Annotated in this window: 18 protein-coding genes; 5 read left to right on the forward strand and 13 right to left on the reverse strand. The window is 40.1% G+C overall.

Annotated elements, in window-relative coordinates; all coding sequences use genetic code 11:
• Window positions 1–18: 18 nt before the first annotated feature.
• From flgJ to ACUR5C_RS11215, 10 genes are all read right to left on the reverse strand, one after another.
• Window positions 19–1137 (reverse strand): flagellar assembly peptidoglycan hydrolase FlgJ, encoded by a 1119-nt coding sequence (flgJ, locus tag ACUR5C_RS11170; protein ID WP_454465207.1) that lies wholly within the window; start codon window positions 1135–1137, stop codon window positions 19–21.
• A gap of 1 nt (window position 1138) precedes the next feature.
• Window positions 1139–2266: a flagellar basal body P-ring protein FlgI gene (locus ACUR5C_RS11175; protein WP_454465208.1), complete on the reverse strand. Its 1128-nt coding sequence runs from the start codon at window positions 2264–2266 to the stop codon at window positions 1139–1141.
• Between the two features lie 29 nt (window positions 2267–2295).
• Window positions 2296–3021 (reverse strand): flagellar basal body L-ring protein FlgH, encoded by a 726-nt coding sequence (gene flgH / locus ACUR5C_RS11180; protein ID WP_454465209.1) that lies wholly within the window; start codon window positions 3019–3021, stop codon window positions 2296–2298.
• A 13-nt stretch (window positions 3022–3034) separates the two neighbouring features.
• The gene (gene flgG, locus ACUR5C_RS11185; RefSeq protein ID WP_454465210.1) at window positions 3035–3823 is read right to left on the reverse strand and encodes a flagellar basal-body rod protein FlgG; all 789 of its coding nucleotides are present in this window, start codon (window positions 3821–3823) and stop codon (window positions 3035–3037) included.
• A 74-nt stretch (window positions 3824–3897) separates the two neighbouring features.
• Window positions 3898–4635, reverse strand: coding sequence for a flagellar basal-body rod protein FlgF (gene flgF, locus ACUR5C_RS11190; protein WP_454465211.1), 738 nt, complete (start codon window positions 4633–4635; stop codon window positions 3898–3900).
• Between the two features lie 88 nt (window positions 4636–4723).
• On the reverse strand, window positions 4724–6013 hold the full coding sequence (gene flgE / locus ACUR5C_RS11195; RefSeq protein WP_454465212.1) for a flagellar hook protein FlgE: 1290 nt from the start codon (window positions 6011–6013) through the stop codon (window positions 4724–4726).
• 14 nt (window positions 6014–6027) lie between these two features.
• Window positions 6028–6705: a flagellar hook assembly protein FlgD gene (locus tag ACUR5C_RS11200; RefSeq protein ID WP_454465213.1), complete on the reverse strand. Its 678-nt coding sequence runs from the start codon at window positions 6703–6705 to the stop codon at window positions 6028–6030.
• Between the two features lie 17 nt (window positions 6706–6722).
• Window positions 6723–7136 (reverse strand): flagellar basal body rod protein FlgC, encoded by a 414-nt coding sequence (gene flgC / locus ACUR5C_RS11205; RefSeq protein WP_454465214.1) that lies wholly within the window; start codon window positions 7134–7136, stop codon window positions 6723–6725.
• A gap of 2 nt (window positions 7137–7138) precedes the next feature.
• On the reverse strand, window positions 7139–7537 hold the full coding sequence (gene flgB / locus ACUR5C_RS11210; RefSeq protein ID WP_454465215.1) for a flagellar basal body rod protein FlgB: 399 nt from the start codon (window positions 7535–7537) through the stop codon (window positions 7139–7141).
• A 499-nt stretch (window positions 7538–8036) separates the two neighbouring features.
• On the reverse strand, window positions 8037–8462 hold the full coding sequence (locus tag ACUR5C_RS11215) for a hypothetical protein (RefSeq protein ID WP_454465216.1): 426 nt from the start codon (window positions 8460–8462) through the stop codon (window positions 8037–8039).
• Between the two features lie 347 nt (window positions 8463–8809).
• Here ACUR5C_RS11215 and ACUR5C_RS11220 point away from each other — a divergent pair, with 347 nt between their 5' ends.
• From ACUR5C_RS11220 to ACUR5C_RS11240, 5 genes are read left to right on the forward strand one after another with little or no spacing between them, the layout of a single operon-like run.
• Window positions 8810–9487 carry a hypothetical protein gene (locus ACUR5C_RS11220; RefSeq protein WP_454465217.1) on the forward strand — a complete coding sequence of 226 codons (678 nt, stop codon included), beginning with the start codon at window positions 8810–8812 and terminating at the stop codon, window positions 9485–9487.
• A 5-nt stretch (window positions 9488–9492) separates the two neighbouring features.
• Window positions 9493–11271, forward strand: coding sequence for a CHASE domain-containing protein (locus ACUR5C_RS11225; RefSeq protein ID WP_454465218.1), 1779 nt, complete (start codon window positions 9493–9495; stop codon window positions 11269–11271).
• Between the two features lies 1 nt (window position 11272).
• Window positions 11273–11704, forward strand: a complete 432-nt coding sequence (locus ACUR5C_RS11230; protein ID WP_454465219.1) for a response regulator — start codon at window positions 11273–11275, stop codon at window positions 11702–11704.
• The gene (locus ACUR5C_RS11235) at window positions 11701–12120 is read left to right on the forward strand and encodes a response regulator (protein ID WP_454465220.1); all 420 of its coding nucleotides are present in this window, start codon (window positions 11701–11703) and stop codon (window positions 12118–12120) included. Before ACUR5C_RS11230 ends, ACUR5C_RS11235 begins: the two co-directional genes overlap by 4 nt.
• A gap of 51 nt (window positions 12121–12171) precedes the next feature.
• The gene (locus ACUR5C_RS11240) at window positions 12172–13866 is read left to right on the forward strand and encodes a two-component system response regulator (RefSeq protein WP_454465221.1); all 1695 of its coding nucleotides are present in this window, start codon (window positions 12172–12174) and stop codon (window positions 13864–13866) included.
• Here the strand turns inward: ACUR5C_RS11240 and tadA are convergent, their stop codons facing one another.
• The 3 genes from tadA to guaB form a co-directional block, all read right to left on the reverse strand.
• A complete protein-coding gene (tadA, locus tag ACUR5C_RS11245) occupies window positions 13867–14355 on the reverse strand; it encodes a tRNA adenosine(34) deaminase TadA (protein WP_454465222.1) in 489 nt (162 codons plus the stop codon).
• A 100-nt stretch (window positions 14356–14455) separates the two neighbouring features.
• Window positions 14456–16030, reverse strand: coding sequence for a glutamine-hydrolyzing GMP synthase (guaA, locus tag ACUR5C_RS11250; RefSeq protein ID WP_454465223.1), 1575 nt, complete (start codon window positions 16028–16030; stop codon window positions 14456–14458).
• Window positions 16031–16192: 162 nt separating this feature from the next.
• Window positions 16193–17659 (reverse strand): IMP dehydrogenase, encoded by a 1467-nt coding sequence (gene guaB / locus ACUR5C_RS11255; RefSeq protein ID WP_454465224.1) that lies wholly within the window; start codon window positions 17657–17659, stop codon window positions 16193–16195.
• Between the last annotated feature and the right edge of the window lie 235 nt (window positions 17660–17894).

Consider the following 17894-nt stretch of genomic DNA (forward strand, 5'->3'; position numbering starts at 1 on the left):
AAGACGATTCAGTACAACTTACTGCTCACTTGAATCTAAATCAGATGTTTTTAACATCTGGTAAATTTTTAAAATCTTTTCTGCATAGTTAGGATCAGTGGCGTATCCCGAAGACTGTAACTCATTAGCATAACTCGCTTCATCACTCGATGCCTTCACCGCGCCTTGATAACGTGAATTTCCTTTTATAAAGTTAACATAATCAGTAAATGATTCTTGTAAGCTGTGATATTTTCTAAACGCTGCACTTACTTTCTTAAACGCTTGATTTTCTACTTCTAAGGTATCAGCGACAATACTTTCTCCCTGCCATGCATTATTGGCTTTTATTCCAAATAAATTAAATCCCGGTTTACCCGCCTCATCATGCATAACATATTTACCCCACCCAGTTTCTAGTGCAGCCTGTGCGAGTAATAATTTAGGATCAACAGCCAACTGCTTTGCCGCTTTAGTAGCAACCGGTAAAAGTGAAGCGACGAAGTCTTTGGCATTATCAAACAGCGCTTTCTTTTCGACTTTAACTTTACGAGTCTCTAGAGCAGACGAGTCAACTAAGGAATTAGTTATAGCCTCAGGTTCAAGGGCTACTTTTTCGCTAGCGTTTGAGCTGCTAATGCTAACTGACTGAGTGGCTTTATCTACTTTTCTAACCGCTGCTGCTTCACTGAGTTTACTAGCCCCATGCTCGTTAGACGTTTTATTATTAGCTAAAGGATTACTTGTTAAGCTATTCACCTTTAAGGCGACTTGATCAACTGGAGGAATGTATTTAATCGTTTTCTTGACCGGCTCAATCGGCGAATTGGTTAACTGGCTAATCATCAATTCCGCAATACCAAAGTTTCCTTGTTGGCTTAGCTCAACACTCATTTGCTCATCTAACATACTGGTAAACATTTTTTCTTGTTGGCTATTAAATGGCGAATCTTCACTAATCACTTCGCTCGCTTGGCGCATACTTTTAAAGAGCATATTCATAAAGAATGCTTCAAACTCTTTCGCCGCTTTGGCAATCGCCCCCTTTTCATCGGTAAGCCCTTGTTTTCTAATACTATCCAATGAACTCAGATCCGAGTGTATACTCGCTTGAGTAAATGCACTTTGGGTAATAGAAGTATCAGCTAAAGAATTCATTTTAAATGACCACCAACTCACCGCTAATTGCGCCAGCCTGTTTAAGCGCTTCTAAAATAGCCATAACATCACCCGGCGCAGCGCCCACCGCGTTAACTGCTTCAACTAACTGCTGCAAAGTAGCCCCTGGCTCAAAATGAAACATGCGTGTATCTTCTTGCACAACTTCCAGTTCGGTATCTTGGTTAATCGCGGTTTGACCTTGTGTTAATGGCAAAGGTTGGTTCACGGTTTGGTTTTCTTTTATTTTAACTATCAAATTGCCATGTGCGATCGCCGCTTCTTTTAAGTTAACATGTTTACCAATAACGATTGTTCCCGTTCTAGAGTTAACCACTATTTTGCCAATTGATTCTGCCGGCTTTACGTCAATATTTTCTAATACAGACAAGTAGTTTATGCGCTGTGCAGCATCTCTTGGAGCAGTGACTTGAATAGAGGTTTGATCAATCGGTTTGGCTGTGTTTGAACCAACTAAATCGTTAATGGCTTTAGCAACTCTTACTGCGGTAGTGAAGTCTGGTTTATCTAAGTTAAATACTAGATAGTCATGAGTCAAAAAATTGGTCTCCACCATTTGCTCAACACTTGCGCCGTTAGGCACTCTACCCACAGTTTGGTGGTTAACGGTAATTTTAGAACCGTCACTACCTTGAGTACCAAAACCACCAACCACTAAGTTACCTTGCGCAATAGCATAGGTTTTCCCGTCTGCTCCACGTAGCGGAGTCATTAATAGCGTGCCACCACGTAAACTTTTTGCTTCACCTAAACTGCTAACGGTTATATCAATCGTTTGTCCGGCTTTAGCAAAAGCAGGCAGTGTCGCATGAACCGCAACCGCCGCAGTATTCTTTAGTTTTAACTGGCTACCTTGTGGCACGTTAATTCCGAAGCGCGCTAACATAGTGCGAAAAGTTTGTTCTGTATAGCGAGTTTTTTCACCCGTACCATCAAGGCCAACCACAAGTCCATAACCAATTAACTGGTTTTCGCGTACACCTTGTACACTGGTAATATCTTTCAGTCGCTCGGCATTAGCTAAAGGAATTACTCCCAAAACACCGACTATAAATAAGCGGAGTACGAAGCTAAACTTTTGATGATACTGTTTTAAATTCTGATTCATTTGAAATAGTTTCCTAAGCTTAAAGGAGTCTAAAAAGGCCACCAGCCAGTATTAAAAAATCGGGTTAGCCAACCTGACTCATTTGCCTCGGCTAATACTCCTTTTCCACCATAATAAATTCTTGCATTCGCAATTTTTGTAGATTGTATTTGATTATCTTTATCAATATCTTCCGGTCTAATCAGTCCTGCAACTCGAATAAACTCACTGCCTTGATTTAGCGAAATCCATTTTTCGCCTTTTATCATTAAATTTCCGTTAGGATAGACTTGATGTACGGTCACTGTAATAGTGCCACTTAATTTATTGCTTTGAGCTGAATCGGCCTCAGCTTTAAAACTTCTTGCTTGACCGCCGCTTGATACACTTAAGTCAGCCATTCCACCACCGACCGAAAGTACATTGCCAAAAATCGAAGGCGCAGATAGTTCGGTACTTGAATCTTTTGCCACTTCAGTATCGGCATTTTTGCTTGCGTTGGTATTCTCGGTTAAAACGATCGTAATAATGTCACCAACTCGTAATGCTTTTTTATCTTGAAATAGCATTTGGTTAGATGAAGGATTATAGATAGCACCAGGGTTGCTTTGACTGGTGTCACTCATTGCTGGGTATGCCGGTGCCCATTCCGGATCGCCAGCATTTGCATTCTGATAAACCGTAGTGCACCCGGACAAACTCAGTAAGATAAAAGAATAACTCACCAGTTTGACTTGCTTAGCACCACTCTTAACTTTATCTAATAAACGGTACATAAAATCTATCCAACTAAAGTGTTTGATTAATAAACTGCAACATTTGGTCAACTGCAGAAAGTACTTTGGCATTGGTTTCATAAGTTCGCTGGGTTTCAATCATTGCGACTAACTCTTCAACCGTTGAAACATTAGATGTTTCAAGTTGCCCGCCTCTTACCGCACCAAGCCCATCGAGTCCCGGAGTACCAATGACTGGCGCACCGCTGCTTCCGGTTTCTAAAAATAAGTTTTCACCTATGGGTTGTAAGCCACTTGGATTAATAAAGTCTGCCAATTGAATATTGCCAATATTAGTTGCTGCTGCTTGCCCCGCCTCTTGCACCGTCACTGTGCCGTCGATTGACACATTCATGCTGGTTGCGGTTTGGGGAATAGTGATTGCAGGCTGCAAAACATAGCCGCTTCCTTGGGTAACAATTTGCCCATTTTCATCCAGAGTAAAGTTACCCGCTCTGGTGTAACCTGTAGAACCATCAGGCATAAGAATTTGAAAAAAGCCAGAACCTTGAATTGCCATATCCAGTTGATTTTCTGAAGTTTGAAAATTACCCTGAGTATGAATTTTTTGAGTTGCAACCACTTTCACCCCGGTACCAAGCTGTAAACCAGATGGTAAACGGGTATCTTGCGACGAGTCAGCACCGGGCTGACGTAGGTTTTGGTAAAATAAATCCTCAAAAGCGACTCGCGACTTTTTAAAACCAACTGTTCCAGCGTTAGCTAAGTTATTTGAAATAACAGCTAAATCTTTGGTTTGTGCTTCTAGCCCAGTTTTTGAAATCCATAATGCTGGATGCATAATCTTTACCTCTTTTTGCCACCCTAAGTGACACGTCTAATTGTCAATATTTCTACTATTTAGGTCTGATAGAATTAAGGTTGCAATAATCGATCCAAAGATCGCCCACGTTCTTCAACTGATGACATTAATTTCACTTGAACTTCGAATTGGCGTGAAAGAGAAATCATATTGGTTAACTCTTCAACCACACTCACATTACTTGACTCAAGCACTCCGCTACTTAAACTAACTGCTGCGTCTGCCACAAAAGGTTCATCGTCAATACTTTTAAACAGACCTTGAGCGTTTTTATCTAGCGTTGCCGGATCCGGTTTGACCATTTTGATGCGATCGAGTACGGCAATGGCGTTAGCTTCAGCGCCTAAGGGCAGAATCGTGATGGTACCGTCTTTAGCAATATCAATTTTTTCAAAAGGCGGAAGCGCAATTGGCCCACCCTCGCCTAAAATGGGTTGATTAGCTCCATTTAATAGCTCACCATTGGCGGTAATTTTTAAATCGCCTCGTCGCGTTAACAGCTCTTCACCCTGTTCGTTCTGGGTAACAAACCAACCCTCTCCTTGAATTGCAATATCCAAATCTCGGCCAGTTGTTTTCATACTGCCAGGAGAAAAGTCATAGCCAGGCCTTTCTGCCATTGCAAAAGCTCGCGACGCTAATCCTTCGCCATACACAGGCATCGCTCTAAACTGAGCTAAGTCAGCTTTAAAGCTTGAGGTTTTGGCGTTAGCAAGGTTATTAGCAGCAGTAGCTTGCGCCATTGAAGTTTCTCGCGCACCGGTCATTGAAATATAAAGCATGTTATCCATAGAGATTCTCGATAAGTCTTGGTAGCTAAGTTGAAACGACCTAAGAGAGCCTGAACAAACTCTCTTAGGTAATAGGAAGCATTACGCGCTAACGAATGTTAATAATTGCTTGAGTCACTGTATTATTTGTTTCAATTGATTTTGCGTTTGCCTGAAAATTTCGCTGCGCTGAAATTAAGTTAACTAACTGCGCGGTTAAATCAACATTAGAAACTTCTAGTGCACCCGCTCTAATTTGGCCAAAGCTCGAAGTTAATGCTTCGCCCACTAAAGGTGTGCCCGAATCAATAGAGTCTTCCCAAGCATTGTTACCAATTTGCGCTAAACCTTGCGCGTTTTGGAATCGAGCAAGCGCAATTTTTCCTAAAGCGGTAGTTTGTCCGTTAGAAAAATTAGCTCTTACAACACCACTATCAGAAATTTCAACTCCTGTTAATCTTCCTATAGGAAAACCGTTTTGAGATAAAACATTTACAGTAAATGCCGATGAGAATTGAGTCGTATTATTATTGCCATAGTTTAAATTTAAGGTTTGAGTTGGATCGGAACCATTATTAAAATCTATAGCCGTAGTAATAATTGGATCCGGTGTATTTGACTGAAAACTACCCGTATTATCAAAGTTGGTTAAATGGTAAAGCTGACCACCCGCGCCTGCTGTGCCACCAGCAATATCTATTGGCAAGTTAACGCCATTAGAGTCAGTCGTATTGTAATAAGTTGCCCATTGATTATCAGCGACTTTTGTATAGTAAGCTGTCACCACGTGGCTTTCACCGAGCGAATCGAAAACCGTTAATGACGTTGACGCATTAAATGTTGACGCTTGCTGTGGGTCAAAAGAGTTGGGATCTAAAACCGCAGCATTGGCCGGCAAATTAATACCAATATCAACCAAAGAAGTCATTGTTGGTACGCCCGCAGTTTGTGGAAGCTGCAATGATGTTGTGCTTGATAAACTGGTTGCGGTAACCGTACCATCTGCGTTTACTGGAAAAACTTGTAGACGCGCCCCGGCGTTATTAACAACAAACCCGTTATTGTCCACCCCCATTTCACCATTACGACTAAAAATAGAGTTGCTATTACTTTCCGAAGGCGATAAAACAAAAAAGCCTTCGCCGGAAATAGCCAAATCTAAAGTGTTTGAAGTAAACTCTAAATTACCTTGATTAAATTGTTGTGCAACATTTGCAAGTAGCACCCCATTACCAATTGTTGTACCAGAACTACCAAACGACGTAGTCGAGAAAATATCGGCAAATTCTGCGCGAGATTCTTTAAAACCCGTTGTTCCTACATTGGCAATATTATTTGCAGTAACATTTAGCTCTGCTTGTGCCGCATTTAAACCACTTAAGGCTGTATTAAAAGACATAACCGCTCTCCTGTTTAACCGATTTCTTTAACTTCATTAAATTTTATTTCACCTAAACCTGCTAGGTTCAGCAATAATTGGCCACCAGGGCCGCCTAAATTAACACTTTCTACACGAGCCACCATTGATGTTTTAAGCTGTTCGGTGGTGCCGCCAACTTGCCCATAAGCGGCAACAGTGTAGAGTCCGGGTGGCATTTTCTCGCCATCGTTATTATTGCCATCCCAAACAAAATCAATGTCACCGGCTTCTTGTGTTCCAATCGCCATACTTCTAACAACTTGGCCGGTCTGATCTTTGATTTCGAAACGAATATTTTGCGTGGTTGAATCTAGGTTTAATTGACCCGCAATTAAGGTATTGTCTGTGAGTAGCCCTGTATCGCCTTGAACTAGAACATTTCGGCCAACTAAGGATGAGGCTTGCAGCGCTTGATTAGATGTCAGTGAGTTAGTCAGTTCATCAAAGCCACTAACCAATGACTGCAAACTGTCTAAACTAGCAAATTGTGACATTTGCGAAATAAATTCTTTATTATCAACCGGCGTTAAAGGATCTTGATTAGCTAGCTGGGTTGTAAGCAAGGCTAAAAAGTCTGCCTGACCAAGCTCCTTTTTAATTTCTCTGGTTTGCTCGGTATGATTTTGAAGGCCAATATTGGAGTAATCTGTTGGCGTAACTGAACTAGTCATAATGAGTTTCTCTTAGTCTATTGGCCTAGGGTCAAGGTTTTATTAAGTAAGTGCTTAGTCATAGTGGCAACTTGCACATTCGATTGATAAGAACGAGAAGCAGATATCATGTTTGCCATCTCTTCCACTAAATTAATATTAGGCGCATAAACATAGCCATTTTCATCCGCCAAAGGGTTGTCTGGCTGGTGCCGCGCAACAGGCGCTGCTTGAGACTCAACAATGCCTTTTATTGCCACGCCACCTGAGGTAGCGTTTGAAGTCGCATTTTGTAGTACTGCGGCAAAAACAGGATGTCTTGCTTTGTAAGTTTCTTCGGTACTACTCGCAACGCTATCAGCATTGGCTATATTACTCGCAGTGGTATTCAAGCGAACACTTTGCGCCGACATTCCCGAACCACTAATATTAAAGATATCGTATAAGCTCACTGTTATTCTCCACGTATTGCTTGCATTAAGCCTTTGATCTTTCCATCTAAAAACCGCAATGAGGTTTGATATTGCATTGCGTTTTCTGCAAATTTTGTTTGCTCAATTTGAGCGTCAACCGAATTACCGTCACCGGTATCTGGCTGCAAAGGGATACGATAAGACAAGCCAGGAATTTCTGTGCCGACTTTAGAATCAATATGGTTGGCATGCGTTCTTTTTAAGCTGCTATCTAAATTTCCTTGAGCTTGCTGAAGCGCCTTACTAAAGTCGATATCTCTTGCTTTAAAATTAGGTGTATCCGCATTAGCTAAATTATTAGCGAGCACTTTGGCACGCTCAGCTCTCAAGTTTAGTGCTGTGGCATGAATACCGAATGCTTTCTCAAAATTGATTGACATAGTTTTACCGTTGCTCTGTCTTACCGTGATTAGTTAGCCGCTAACACAATTTAATTTAGCTGCGGCTAATTAATCACTTTAAATGGTTAATTACTTCCTTCGCTGCAGTAACCAATTGTTCAATTAATTTAGCCTCTGACCGCCTGTGTACAATTAGTTGAGCCAAAATTGATTTCTACACAAGCTTAAATGCAAAGCTTGTGCCAGTTATTTTAGGCTTTAAATACAGTAAGTTAGCTAGATAGCTCAGCTAGAGCGGCAAGCGAAATCCGCTTTTGCGGCAACTCAAGCCAATCCACAAAGAGTGGCAAGTCAGCAGCTTGTTCATTGTAAAAATAAGCAACTGATAAACTTGAAAAAGCGGTGCAATCAATGCGACAGGACATCAAAAGAAAAACTACTTGGGGAAAACAGGGGAATAAGAAAGGTTTTAAATAACACCACAACCAAGGATTAAGCCTTTAGTTGTGGAGTTATAATACAGCTTTAAGAAAAACAGCTATTTAATATGCTCTTCTTTACGTAGTTTAAGTGAATAAACCACCAAATAAATTGCAATAAGAATAACTAAAATAGGCATTACCATGGCGCTATTGCCCATAACCTCAAAAGTATTGCTCATAAAAAATGAATGATAATTTTGCGCTAACACCCCAATTAAAGAAATGATAAACAAAGGGACTGCAAATGCATTGCCGATTAGCAAAGCAATACACCCTAAAGTGCCACCTATAACTGCAGCACCAAAAGCAATTTCAAGCCAATCAGGAACTTTAGTGTACAAAGCCTGTTGCTCAGGCGGTAATTGGCTAATCATTTCCGGCGACATGCTTAAATGCATGATAAATGCCATTAATCCAAGAATATTCCAAATGAGAGCTATAATATTAATGGTTTTAACTGCGGCTTTTGACTTTTTAAACATTCTTATTCTCCTATTTTTATTCTCTATTATTTTCTAGGCCTTTTAATTAATTCTTTCATAATCAATAAGTTGTTAGCCTTGCTTATTTTTAAAGTCAAGTTAGGTGTTTTTAAGTAACTTGCGCTATTTAGGTTGTAAATTAAATGGCGAAATCAGCAAAACTGGACTAACTTTAAAGTGCATTAAGCACAAATATTAATAAAAAAGCAACCAACATCCTATTAGCTGAGCCAAACTGAGCTGTAACAGTGGCCTCTAATAAAGCAAAAGGAATAACAATGACGCAGCGCTTTCGAACGAGGCTCCCCCAGCTACTCAGTATGAGCATGCTTATTTTTAGCCTACTTATGCCAAATTTAGTCCACGCAGTAAAAACTAAAGGCGGGTTTATTGACTTTAATGTTTACCCTTACATGACTGACGTGAGCGGTGACAACACCATAACAATTAATGCAGCAGCTAATTTAGGCAACCGCCTTTCATACTTTAGCTTAACCAATTTCGCAAACCAGTCAGATCGCTCAGAGCTAAGCGATACCACTAGCTTTTACACTGAACATAACATTCGCTGGCAAGTATCTGAAAGCTCACCATTCGATTTAACCTGGCAATCCAATTTTCGCACAGGAACTAATAACGACAGACATAGATTAGGGGTTCGCTGGCGGTTTAATGATACCGATAGTCTCAGCAGCTTTTTTAAGCGCATAAACTTAAAATATGCGATTAATTTGCATGCCATACAGTTTGATCATCGAAGTGAATCCGTATGGCAATTAGAGCATTCTTTCTTTATGAAGTTTCCTTATATCTCTAACCGCCTTTACCTCGCTGGTTTTATCGACCATACATTTAACGAAAATCTTCCAGCAAGCATACCTAGCAACCCCATTGTAGGTGAAGCTCAATTTGGCTTTCAGCTTATTGACGATCTTTATTTAATCGCTGAATACCGAGTTAATCAATACCGTCGCAGTGATGTAAATAATTTAGCACTGGGTATTCAATATAAGTTTTTGTGGTAATAAATATGAGCCAACCCGAAGCTCCGCAATCAAGTTCAGATAATTTAAATATGCCATTAGCTAGACTTAGCTGGATTCACTGGTGCGTGGTTATTCTCTCACTCATTTTGACTCTAGGCGCTTGGTTTATTTCTGACAATCAAGTAGAGAAAAATAAGCAACAACGCTTTGAGCGAGAAGTTGACCAAGTAATACAGCTTGTCAAAGAGCGCATGGAGCTATATGAAAATGTATTGCAAGCCAGCGCGGCTTATGTTGATGCTAACCAAGGATTTGTCACCCATGAACAATGGTATAACTTTTCCCATAGTTTAGACATAGATAAACGGTTTCCTGGTGTCAATGGTATAGGCGTTATTTTTAATATTGCTCCAGAAAAATTAGATTCATTTATCGCCCAGCAACGACTGCAGCGTAAAGACTTTTCAGTTCATCCAAGCCATTCACGTAACGACTTATGGCCAATTACTTATATTGAGCCGGTCGATGTTAATAAAAAAGCGGTTGGACTTGATATTGCTTTTGAAGACAACCGCTATAATGCCGCCGCTTTAGCCAGAGATACTGGGCTTTCACAAGTGACAGGACCGATCACTTTGGTTCAAGACGAAAAGCAAACACCAGGCTTCTTATTCTATGTGCCATTTTACCAAAATGGTGATAGCCCCAATAATATAACAGAGCGCAGAGCCAAAATTGCCGGTGCTACTTATGCGCCTTTTATCATGTACAAGTTAATGGAAGGTACCCTCGACAAGAAAAATCGGCTTGTGAATGTTCGCATATCCGATGGCGAAACCTTGCTCTTTAGTGATACTACAAACACTAAGGATGAATCTATTGGGAAAGAAAAAATTAACGCTGACTTCATCACTACGAAAGACATCACAATGCACGGTAGAGTTTGGAGTTTTGTCATTACCAGCAATAATACATTTTCTGAAGCCGCAAGAAACTCCCAGCCTTTATTAATATTAATTGGCGGGTTAACAATTGACTCCTTGCTATTTATATTGTTTGTTTTTCTGGCTAATGCAAACCGCAAAGCTATTAAACTAGCTGACAGCATGACAAAAGATTTAAAAGAAAAAGCTAAAAGTTTAAAAGAAGTTAACTACGACCTAGAACAATTTGCTTATGTCGCCTCACACGATTTAAAGTCGCCACTTAACGCCATTAAAAAAATTATCGCGTGGATAGAGGAAGACTGCAAAGGCATTTTACCCTTACAGTCTCAAGAACATATTGCGTTGCTGAAAGGCAGAACTAAACGAATGAATAAGTTACTTGATGACTTACTCCATTATTCTAGAATTGGCCGAATCAACTACCCAAGCGAGGCATTTGAGCTTAGCCAATCGGTGACCAATATATTTAACTACTTAGATCATAGCGACAGCGTTAAATTAACCGCAGACACTCAAGAACTCTATTTGCCTAGAATTCCATTCGAAATTATTGCGCGAAACATGATATCGAATTCAATTAAGCACCATGATAAAGATACCGCCGACATTGGCGTTATTTGCAAAGAGTCTGAAAATTCTTATCACTTTACTTTTACTGATGATGGTCCCGGCATTCCACCAAGACTCCATGAAAAGGCAATGGAAATGTTCCAAACCTTACAGGCTAGAGATCAAGTGGAAGGCAGTGGCATGGGGCTAGCTATCTCTAAAAAAATCATTGAACACTACAAGGGCAGTATAGAAATCGAACCCCATGAGGGTAGAGGCATCCGGATTCACTTAAACTGGCCAAAATCTAATCCTGGAAATTTTTAAGATGTCTAGCGAGATAACGCTTTTCATTGTTGACGATGACGATGTTGACGCTTTGCTATTGGAAAGTGAATTTAAGAAAAATAAAATTAGCAACTCTATAGTAAGAGCAAGAGATGGCGAACAAGCAATGGCAATGCTTAAAAACGGTCAGATCAAAGAGCCCTTTGTTATTTTGCTCGACTTAAAAATGCCTAGAATGGATGGGCATGAGTTTTTGAACGATTTAAGAGAAATTGAAAAACATAAAGACACGGTAGTTTTTGTTTTAACAACGTCTCAAGATCATAAAGACATTGCACTCAGTTATAGTAAAAACATTGCCGGCTATTTTATTAAAGACCAAGTTGGCAAAGAGTTTAAAGATATCATAGAATTACTGGGCGGGTACTGGAAAATTGTTTATCTTAATCATGATAAAGAGGAAAAAATATGACCGAAGAAGTCAAACTATTTTTAATTGAAGACGATGACATTGATGCCATGACGGTAACGCGAGAGTTTAAAAAGCAGCGCATTAGCAACCCTATTGTGAGGGCCCGTGACGGCCTCGAAGCACTAGAAATGTTGCGCACTGGAAAAATCGAACGGCCCTATATTATACTTCTAGATTTAAGAATGCCTAGAATGAATGGGCTTGAATTTCTAGAAGCGATTCGCTCAGACGATGATCTAAAAGACAGTGTTGTTTTTGTGTTAACTACATCTAAAGATGATAGAGACATCACTGAAAGTTATAAAAAACAGATTGCGGGATATTTCGTCAAAGACCAAACTGGCAGCGAATTTCTTAATGTTGTTAACCTATTAGAAGGTTACTGGAAAGTAGTCCACTTTCCTAGTAATGGCTAATTAAGCCAGTTTACTTTCACACGTTTTATTAAAGTTATTTAAGGTTTAAGTTTGAATATACTCATTGTTGATGATGACTATGTAGATAGAGAAGAAATCAAACATATTCTCAGTCGAACGATCAGTCAATGTAATTTTGTTGAGAAAACTTCAGTAGATGATGCTATTGAAGAGCTCAAAAAAAACAAATTCGATATTGTTTTGTCGGACTACCGTATGCCGCAAAAGGATGGCATTGAACTGCTAATCGAAATTAAAAATTTGAAGCAGTCACACAGCGTTGCGGTAATTTTACTGAGTAACTCTGAGGACGACGAGCTTGCGTTAAGTTGTATTAAAGCAGGTGCACATGATTTTTTAATGAAATCAGAAGTAACCTCTTCTCGCCTACACCGAGCAATTTCGCAAGCGAGAGAAAGGTTTGAGTTAGAACAGAAGCTATTGCGAAGCTACCAAGAAGTAAAGCAATTAGCTGAAATTGATGCTTTGTCTGGATTAGCGAATCGCTATTTATTTGAAAAATGCTTACGCAGTGAGATTAGCGATGCTGCGCGCAGTCAAGAAAGAGTTGCTTTATTACTTTTTGATTTAGATCATTTCAAATATATTAACGACCACCACGGCAATGACTTTGGAGACTTGTTTTTAAAGCGAGTCGTCAATCGTATCAATGGTTGTTTGCGAGGCAATGAGGTTTTTGCTCGCATTGGCGGAGATGAATTTGCCATAATATTAAAAAATGTCACTGATTTACGCGTAATTAGCATGGTGGCACAGCGAATATTAAGGGTTTTGGAAAAACCTTTTCATATTGGTGAAACCATCTTAAAAATCAGTGCAAGTATCGGCCTGTCAACCTTTCCCGAAAATGCAAATAATTCAGACGATTTATTTAAATTTGCAGATATAGCGATGTACCGCGCCAAAAAAAATGGTAGAAATCAGTTATGTTTTTTCGAATCAAAAATGCAGGCAGATTTTATACGCCGATATGATGTTGAAAATCAATTAAAAGATGCCATTAGTAACAACGAGTTTATCGTATTTTACCAGCCGGTTATATCACCTCTAGATGATAAAGTATTAGGTGTTGAAGCTTTAGTGCGCTGGGAAAGCGGCAAGAAACTCATAATGCCCGATGAGTTTATTGGTATTGCAGAAGAGTCTGGTTTAATTATTGATATCGGCAGAATGATCATTGAAGAAACCTTTATGCAGTTGGCTAAGTGGCAAAAACTCTACTCCAGCAATCTCACCATGGCTATAAACTTGTCTGCGGTACAACTAGGCGACGATAAGCTCCCTGAATTTATCGCAGAGCAAATTTCCAAGAACAATCTTTATGCCCCTGCGATTGAATTTGAGTTAACCGAAACCGCATTTATACAAAATCCTAATGAACGTTCACACGTCATTCACGAATTAAAACAATTAGGTTGTTCAATAGCACTTGATGACTTTGGAACGGGATTTTCTTCACTTTCTCATCTACAAAATTTACCGATAGATGTAGTAAAAATAGATAAGTCATTGATGTTTAATTATGAAGAAAAGCGCTCTCTCGCGCTGATTAAAGGCTTAACCGCCATGTTAAAGTCACTAGAGTTAATTATTACTGCTGAGGGCGTAGAAGATATTGGTGGGGTTGAACTATGCAAAAACCTTGAAATTGAGCGTATACAAGGCTATTACTACTCAAAACCTATGCTCCCAGAATTAATTGAGTCAGATTTTTTAAAAGGTTAATTAACTTAAAGATTTTTTCTGTTTATTCTCTTTGCGACGCTGTCGAAAAAAACTTTGTATTTGTTCGACAGCTTGCACTTCACAAACTCCACTAATAACTTCAACCTGATGATTGTGAGCCGGATGCTGCAACAATTGGTAAAGACTTCCCGCTGCTCCTGTTTTTGGCTCTGGTGCAGCATAAACAACCTGTTTTATTCTGGCATGCACCATGGCCATTGCGCACATTGCGCAGGGCTCTAGCGTTACATACAGCGTGCTATCAATTAGCCGGTAATTATTAAGTTTTTCTCCGGCAAGTTGGAGCACTAATATTTCTGCATGGGCACAGGGATTATTATTTTTTATAGGCTGGTTAAAGCTCTCAGCGATAAGCTTATCATCCTTAACGAGTAGCGCACCCACAGGTACTTCTCCTAGTGACTCAGCTTTTTTAGCCAAGCCTAAAGCTTGTTGCATCCAGTATTCATGGTTTAATTGTTTTAACATTTAATCGTAAACTGTATGAAATTAAAGCCGGGTTTCGCTGAAATACCAAGTATTCGTCTTTCAGAAAATAAAACGCTAGCATTAAGCTAGCGTTGCCCTATTACTCCCACTCAATTGTCGCAGGGGGTTTAGAAGAAATATCGTAAGTGACCCGAGATATCCCATCGACTTCATTAATAATTCGATTAGAAACTAGCTCTAAAAATTCATAAGGTAAATGAGCCCAACGTGCAGTCATAAAATCAATGGTTTCCACCGCGCGTATAGCAACAACATAATCATATTTGCGCGCGTCTCCCATAACTCCAACGGACTTAACGGGAAGAAACACGGTAAATGCTTGAGAGGTTTTATGGTACAAGTCGTGGTTATAAAGCTCTTGAATAAAAATATCATCAGCTTTTCTTAGCAAGTCTGCGTATTCTTTTTTTACTTCAGCTAAAATTCTAACGCCGAGTCCTGGCCCCGGAAACGGATGACGATATAACATATCGTAGGGTAAGCCTAATTCCAATCCAATTTTGCGTACTTCATCTTTAAATAACTCGCGTAACGGTTCAACTAATTTGAGCGTCATATCTTTAGGTAAACCGCCAACGTTGTGGTGTGACTTAATCACATGCGCTTTGCCGGTTTTCGCTCCAGCAGATTCGATTACGTCAGGATAAATAGTCCCCTGAGCTAACCACTTTGCACTGGTTAGCTTGAGCGCTTGCTGTTGGAAAACATTAACGAATTCTCGACCGATAATTTTACGCTTAGCTTCCGGGTCAACCTCACCTTTTAGCGCACTTAAAAACTGCTCTTCAGCATCAACTTTTATCACGTTTAAGCCAAAGCCTTCATGGAACATTTCCATAACTTGTTTGGCTTCGTTTAAGCGTAATAGACCATTATCAACAAACACGCAGGTTAGCTGGCTCCCTATGGCTCGGTGCAACAACATGGCGGTTACCGATGAATCTACGCCACCAGACAAACCAAGAATCACTTCTTCGTCTCCGACTAACTGCTTAATTTCGTTAATCGCATTTTCAATTATATTGTCGGCAGTCCACAACTTTTCACACTGACAAATATCTCTCACAAATCGCTCTAAGATGCGTCCACCTTGGTGAGTATGAGTGACCTCAGGATGAAACTGCACGCCGTAAAACTGTTTTTCTTCATTGGCCATAGCGGCAAACGGGGCATTATCTGACTCGCCAATGGTGACAAAATTTTCTGGCAGTTTAGTGACTTTATCGCCGTGGCTCATCCAAACATCTAAAACCCCAACGGCATTTTCCATATGGTCTTCTATTCCATCAAATAGCTTAGACTTAGCTGCATGACGTACTTTGGCATATCCAAACTCTCGCTTAGATGAGCTAGCCACTTCACCGCCGAGTTGATGTGCCATAGTTTGCATTCCATAACAAACCCCTAAAACCGGCACACCAAGTTCAAACACTAAGTCATTGGCTCGTGGTGTATTTAATGCGGTAACACTTTCTGGTCCACCCGATAAAATAATGCCATCTGGCGCAAACTCTTTAATTCTTTCGGCTTCTAAGTCAAACGGGTAAAGTTCACAATAAACGCCTAATTCTCGTACCCTACGCGCAATCAACTGAGTGTATTGCGAACCAAAATCAAGAATTAAGATCTTTTGCGCATGAATATCTGTGGACATAGTATTTACCTTTTGTCAGCAATGTCTATAGGAGTCACTTTTTTAACTGCGACTCAATAAAAATAGTTAAAAACTTAAAAGCCGCAAACCATTCGGTGATTTGCGGCTTACTAAGTCTTTTAAATTAATCGCATGTTTAAATCAATACAAAGATTAAACGCGCTATTTAGAAACTTGATAGTTAGGCGCTTCTTTCGTAATTTGAACATCATGAACATGGCTTTCGCGCATGCCTGCGGCGGTCACTTTTACAAATTCAGCTTTAGTGCGGTAAGTTTGAATATCACCACAACCGGTTAAGCCCATTGATGAACGTAAGCCACCTAGCATTTGGTGAACAATAGCAGTTAAGCTACCTTTATAAGGCACGCGCCCTTCAATTCCTTCTGGTACAAACTTATCGGCAGCATTTGAAGATTGAAAATAACGATCGCCAGAACCATGTTTTTGTTGCATAGCGCCTAAAGAGCCCATGCCACGATACGACTTATAGGAGCGACCTTGGAATAACTCAACTTCACCAGGAGCTTCTTCTGTACCTGCTAACATTGAACCTACCATCACTGAAAACGCGCCTGCAGCAATCGCTTTACACATATCGCCTGAATAACGAATACCGCCATCAGCAATCAGCGGTACACCAGTACCTTCTAATGCTTCTGCTACATTATTTACCGCGGAAATTTGTGGTACGCCCACACCGGTTACAATTCGGGTGGTACAAATAGAACCTGGGCCAATCCCAACTTTAACTCCGTCTGCACCGGCTGCGACTAAATCTTTCGCACCTTGAGCCGTGGCAATGTTTCCACCAATAACTTGAACTTTAGGGAAGTTTTCTTTGACCCATTTAACTTTATCTAACACGCCTTGAGAGTGTCCATGAGAAGTATCGACCAAAATGATATCTACCCCAGCTGCAACCAAAGCCGTAACACGCTCATTGGTGTCTGGGCCAGTACCTACTGCGGCACCAACGCGTAAATGCCCGAGCTTATCTTTGCACGCGTTTGGCTTATCTTCTGCTTTTTGGATATCTTTAACGGTGTATAAACCGGTTAAATTAAAATTGTCATCGACCATCAATACCTTTTCAATACGATGCTGATGCATTAATTTAAGTACGTCTTCTTGAGTCGCTGACTCGGTCACTGTGACAAGCTTTTCTTTTCTAGTCATAACTGTTGATACAGGGCGATCTAGATGGGTCTCAAACCGGATATCGCGGCTAGTGACAATTCCAAGTAGCTCACCATTTTCTACAACGGGCAAACCTGAAATTCCGTTACGCGAGGTAATCTCTTTTAAATCGGCAATACTCGTGTTAGGAGTAACTGTAATGGGATCAGTTACAACACCACTTTCAAATTTCTTAACTTTTAACACTTCCGACGCTTGAGTGGCAATGTCCATATTTTTATGGATAAAGCCAATGCCGCCTTCCTGTGCTAATGCAATAGCAAGATTCGCTTCGGTTACCGTGTCCATTGCGGCAGACACTAAAGGGATATTTAGCTCAATATCTCTCGTAATACGAGTTTTTAAGTTTACCTGATTAGGCAAAACTTGAGAATGAGCAGGAACAAGCAGAACGTCATCAAACGTGAGAGCTTCTTGAATGATACGCATGTTATTAGTCACCATTTTTAGAAGGGCTATGCAGCCAAAGCGGGATTATACAGATAAATGAATGCGAGTAAAAATAATTTCAATAGAAAAAAGCCATCAGAATACAATATATTTTGCGAAATTTAATAATTACGCTTTCTAGCGGCTATTTCGCCCTATTTTAAGGGCCTTAACAGCAAAGCTAAGCCAAATAACACGCGATTAAACAGGTCATATTCAGTAATTTACTATAAAA

It is taken from the genome of Aliikangiella aequoris (assembly GCF_053709105.1).

What these genes read in the sequence shown, in the direction of transcription:
- flgJ (WP_454465207.1), bottom strand. Translation starts at nt 1,137, where the DNA reads ATGAATTCTTTAGCTGATACTTCTATTACCCAAAGTGCATTTACTCAA.
- ACUR5C_RS11200 (WP_454465213.1), bottom strand. Translation starts at nt 6,705, where the DNA reads ATGACTAGTTCAGTTACGCCAACAGATTACTCCAATATTGGCCTTCAA.
- ACUR5C_RS11230 (WP_454465219.1), top strand. Translation starts at nt 11,273, where the DNA reads ATGTCTAGCGAGATAACGCTTTTCATTGTTGACGATGACGATGTTGAC.
- guaA (WP_454465223.1), bottom strand. Translation starts at nt 16,030, where the DNA reads ATGTCCACAGATATTCATGCGCAAAAGATCTTAATTCTTGATTTTGGT.
- guaB (WP_454465224.1), bottom strand. Translation starts at nt 17,659, where the DNA reads ATGCGTATCATTCAAGAAGCTCTCACGTTTGATGACGTTCTGCTTGTT.
- ACUR5C_RS11225 (WP_454465218.1), top strand. Translation starts at nt 9,493, where the DNA reads ATGAGCCAACCCGAAGCTCCGCAATCAAGTTCAGATAATTTAAATATG.
- flgH (WP_454465209.1), bottom strand. Translation starts at nt 3,021, where the DNA reads ATGTACCGTTTATTAGATAAAGTTAAGAGTGGTGCTAAGCAAGTCAAA.
- ACUR5C_RS11235 (WP_454465220.1), top strand. Translation starts at nt 11,701, where the DNA reads ATGACCGAAGAAGTCAAACTATTTTTAATTGAAGACGATGACATTGAT.
- ACUR5C_RS11215 (WP_454465216.1), bottom strand. Translation starts at nt 8,462, where the DNA reads ATGTTTAAAAAGTCAAAAGCCGCAGTTAAAACCATTAATATTATAGCT.
- flgE (WP_454465212.1), bottom strand. Translation starts at nt 6,013, where the DNA reads ATGTCTTTTAATACAGCCTTAAGTGGTTTAAATGCGGCACAAGCAGAG.
- flgG (WP_454465210.1), bottom strand. Translation starts at nt 3,823, where the DNA reads ATGCATCCAGCATTATGGATTTCAAAAACTGGGCTAGAAGCACAAACC.
- flgB (WP_454465215.1), bottom strand. Translation starts at nt 7,537, where the DNA reads ATGTCAATCAATTTTGAGAAAGCATTCGGTATTCATGCCACAGCACTA.
- ACUR5C_RS11175 (WP_454465208.1), bottom strand. Translation starts at nt 2,266, where the DNA reads ATGAATCAGAATTTAAAACAGTATCATCAAAAGTTTAGCTTCGTACTC.
- tadA (WP_454465222.1), bottom strand. Translation starts at nt 14,355, where the DNA reads ATGTTAAAACAATTAAACCATGAATACTGGATGCAACAAGCTTTAGGC.
- ACUR5C_RS11220 (WP_454465217.1), top strand. Translation starts at nt 8,810, where the DNA reads ATGCCAAATTTAGTCCACGCAGTAAAAACTAAAGGCGGGTTTATTGAC.
- flgF (WP_454465211.1), bottom strand. Translation starts at nt 4,635, where the DNA reads ATGGATAACATGCTTTATATTTCAATGACCGGTGCGCGAGAAACTTCA.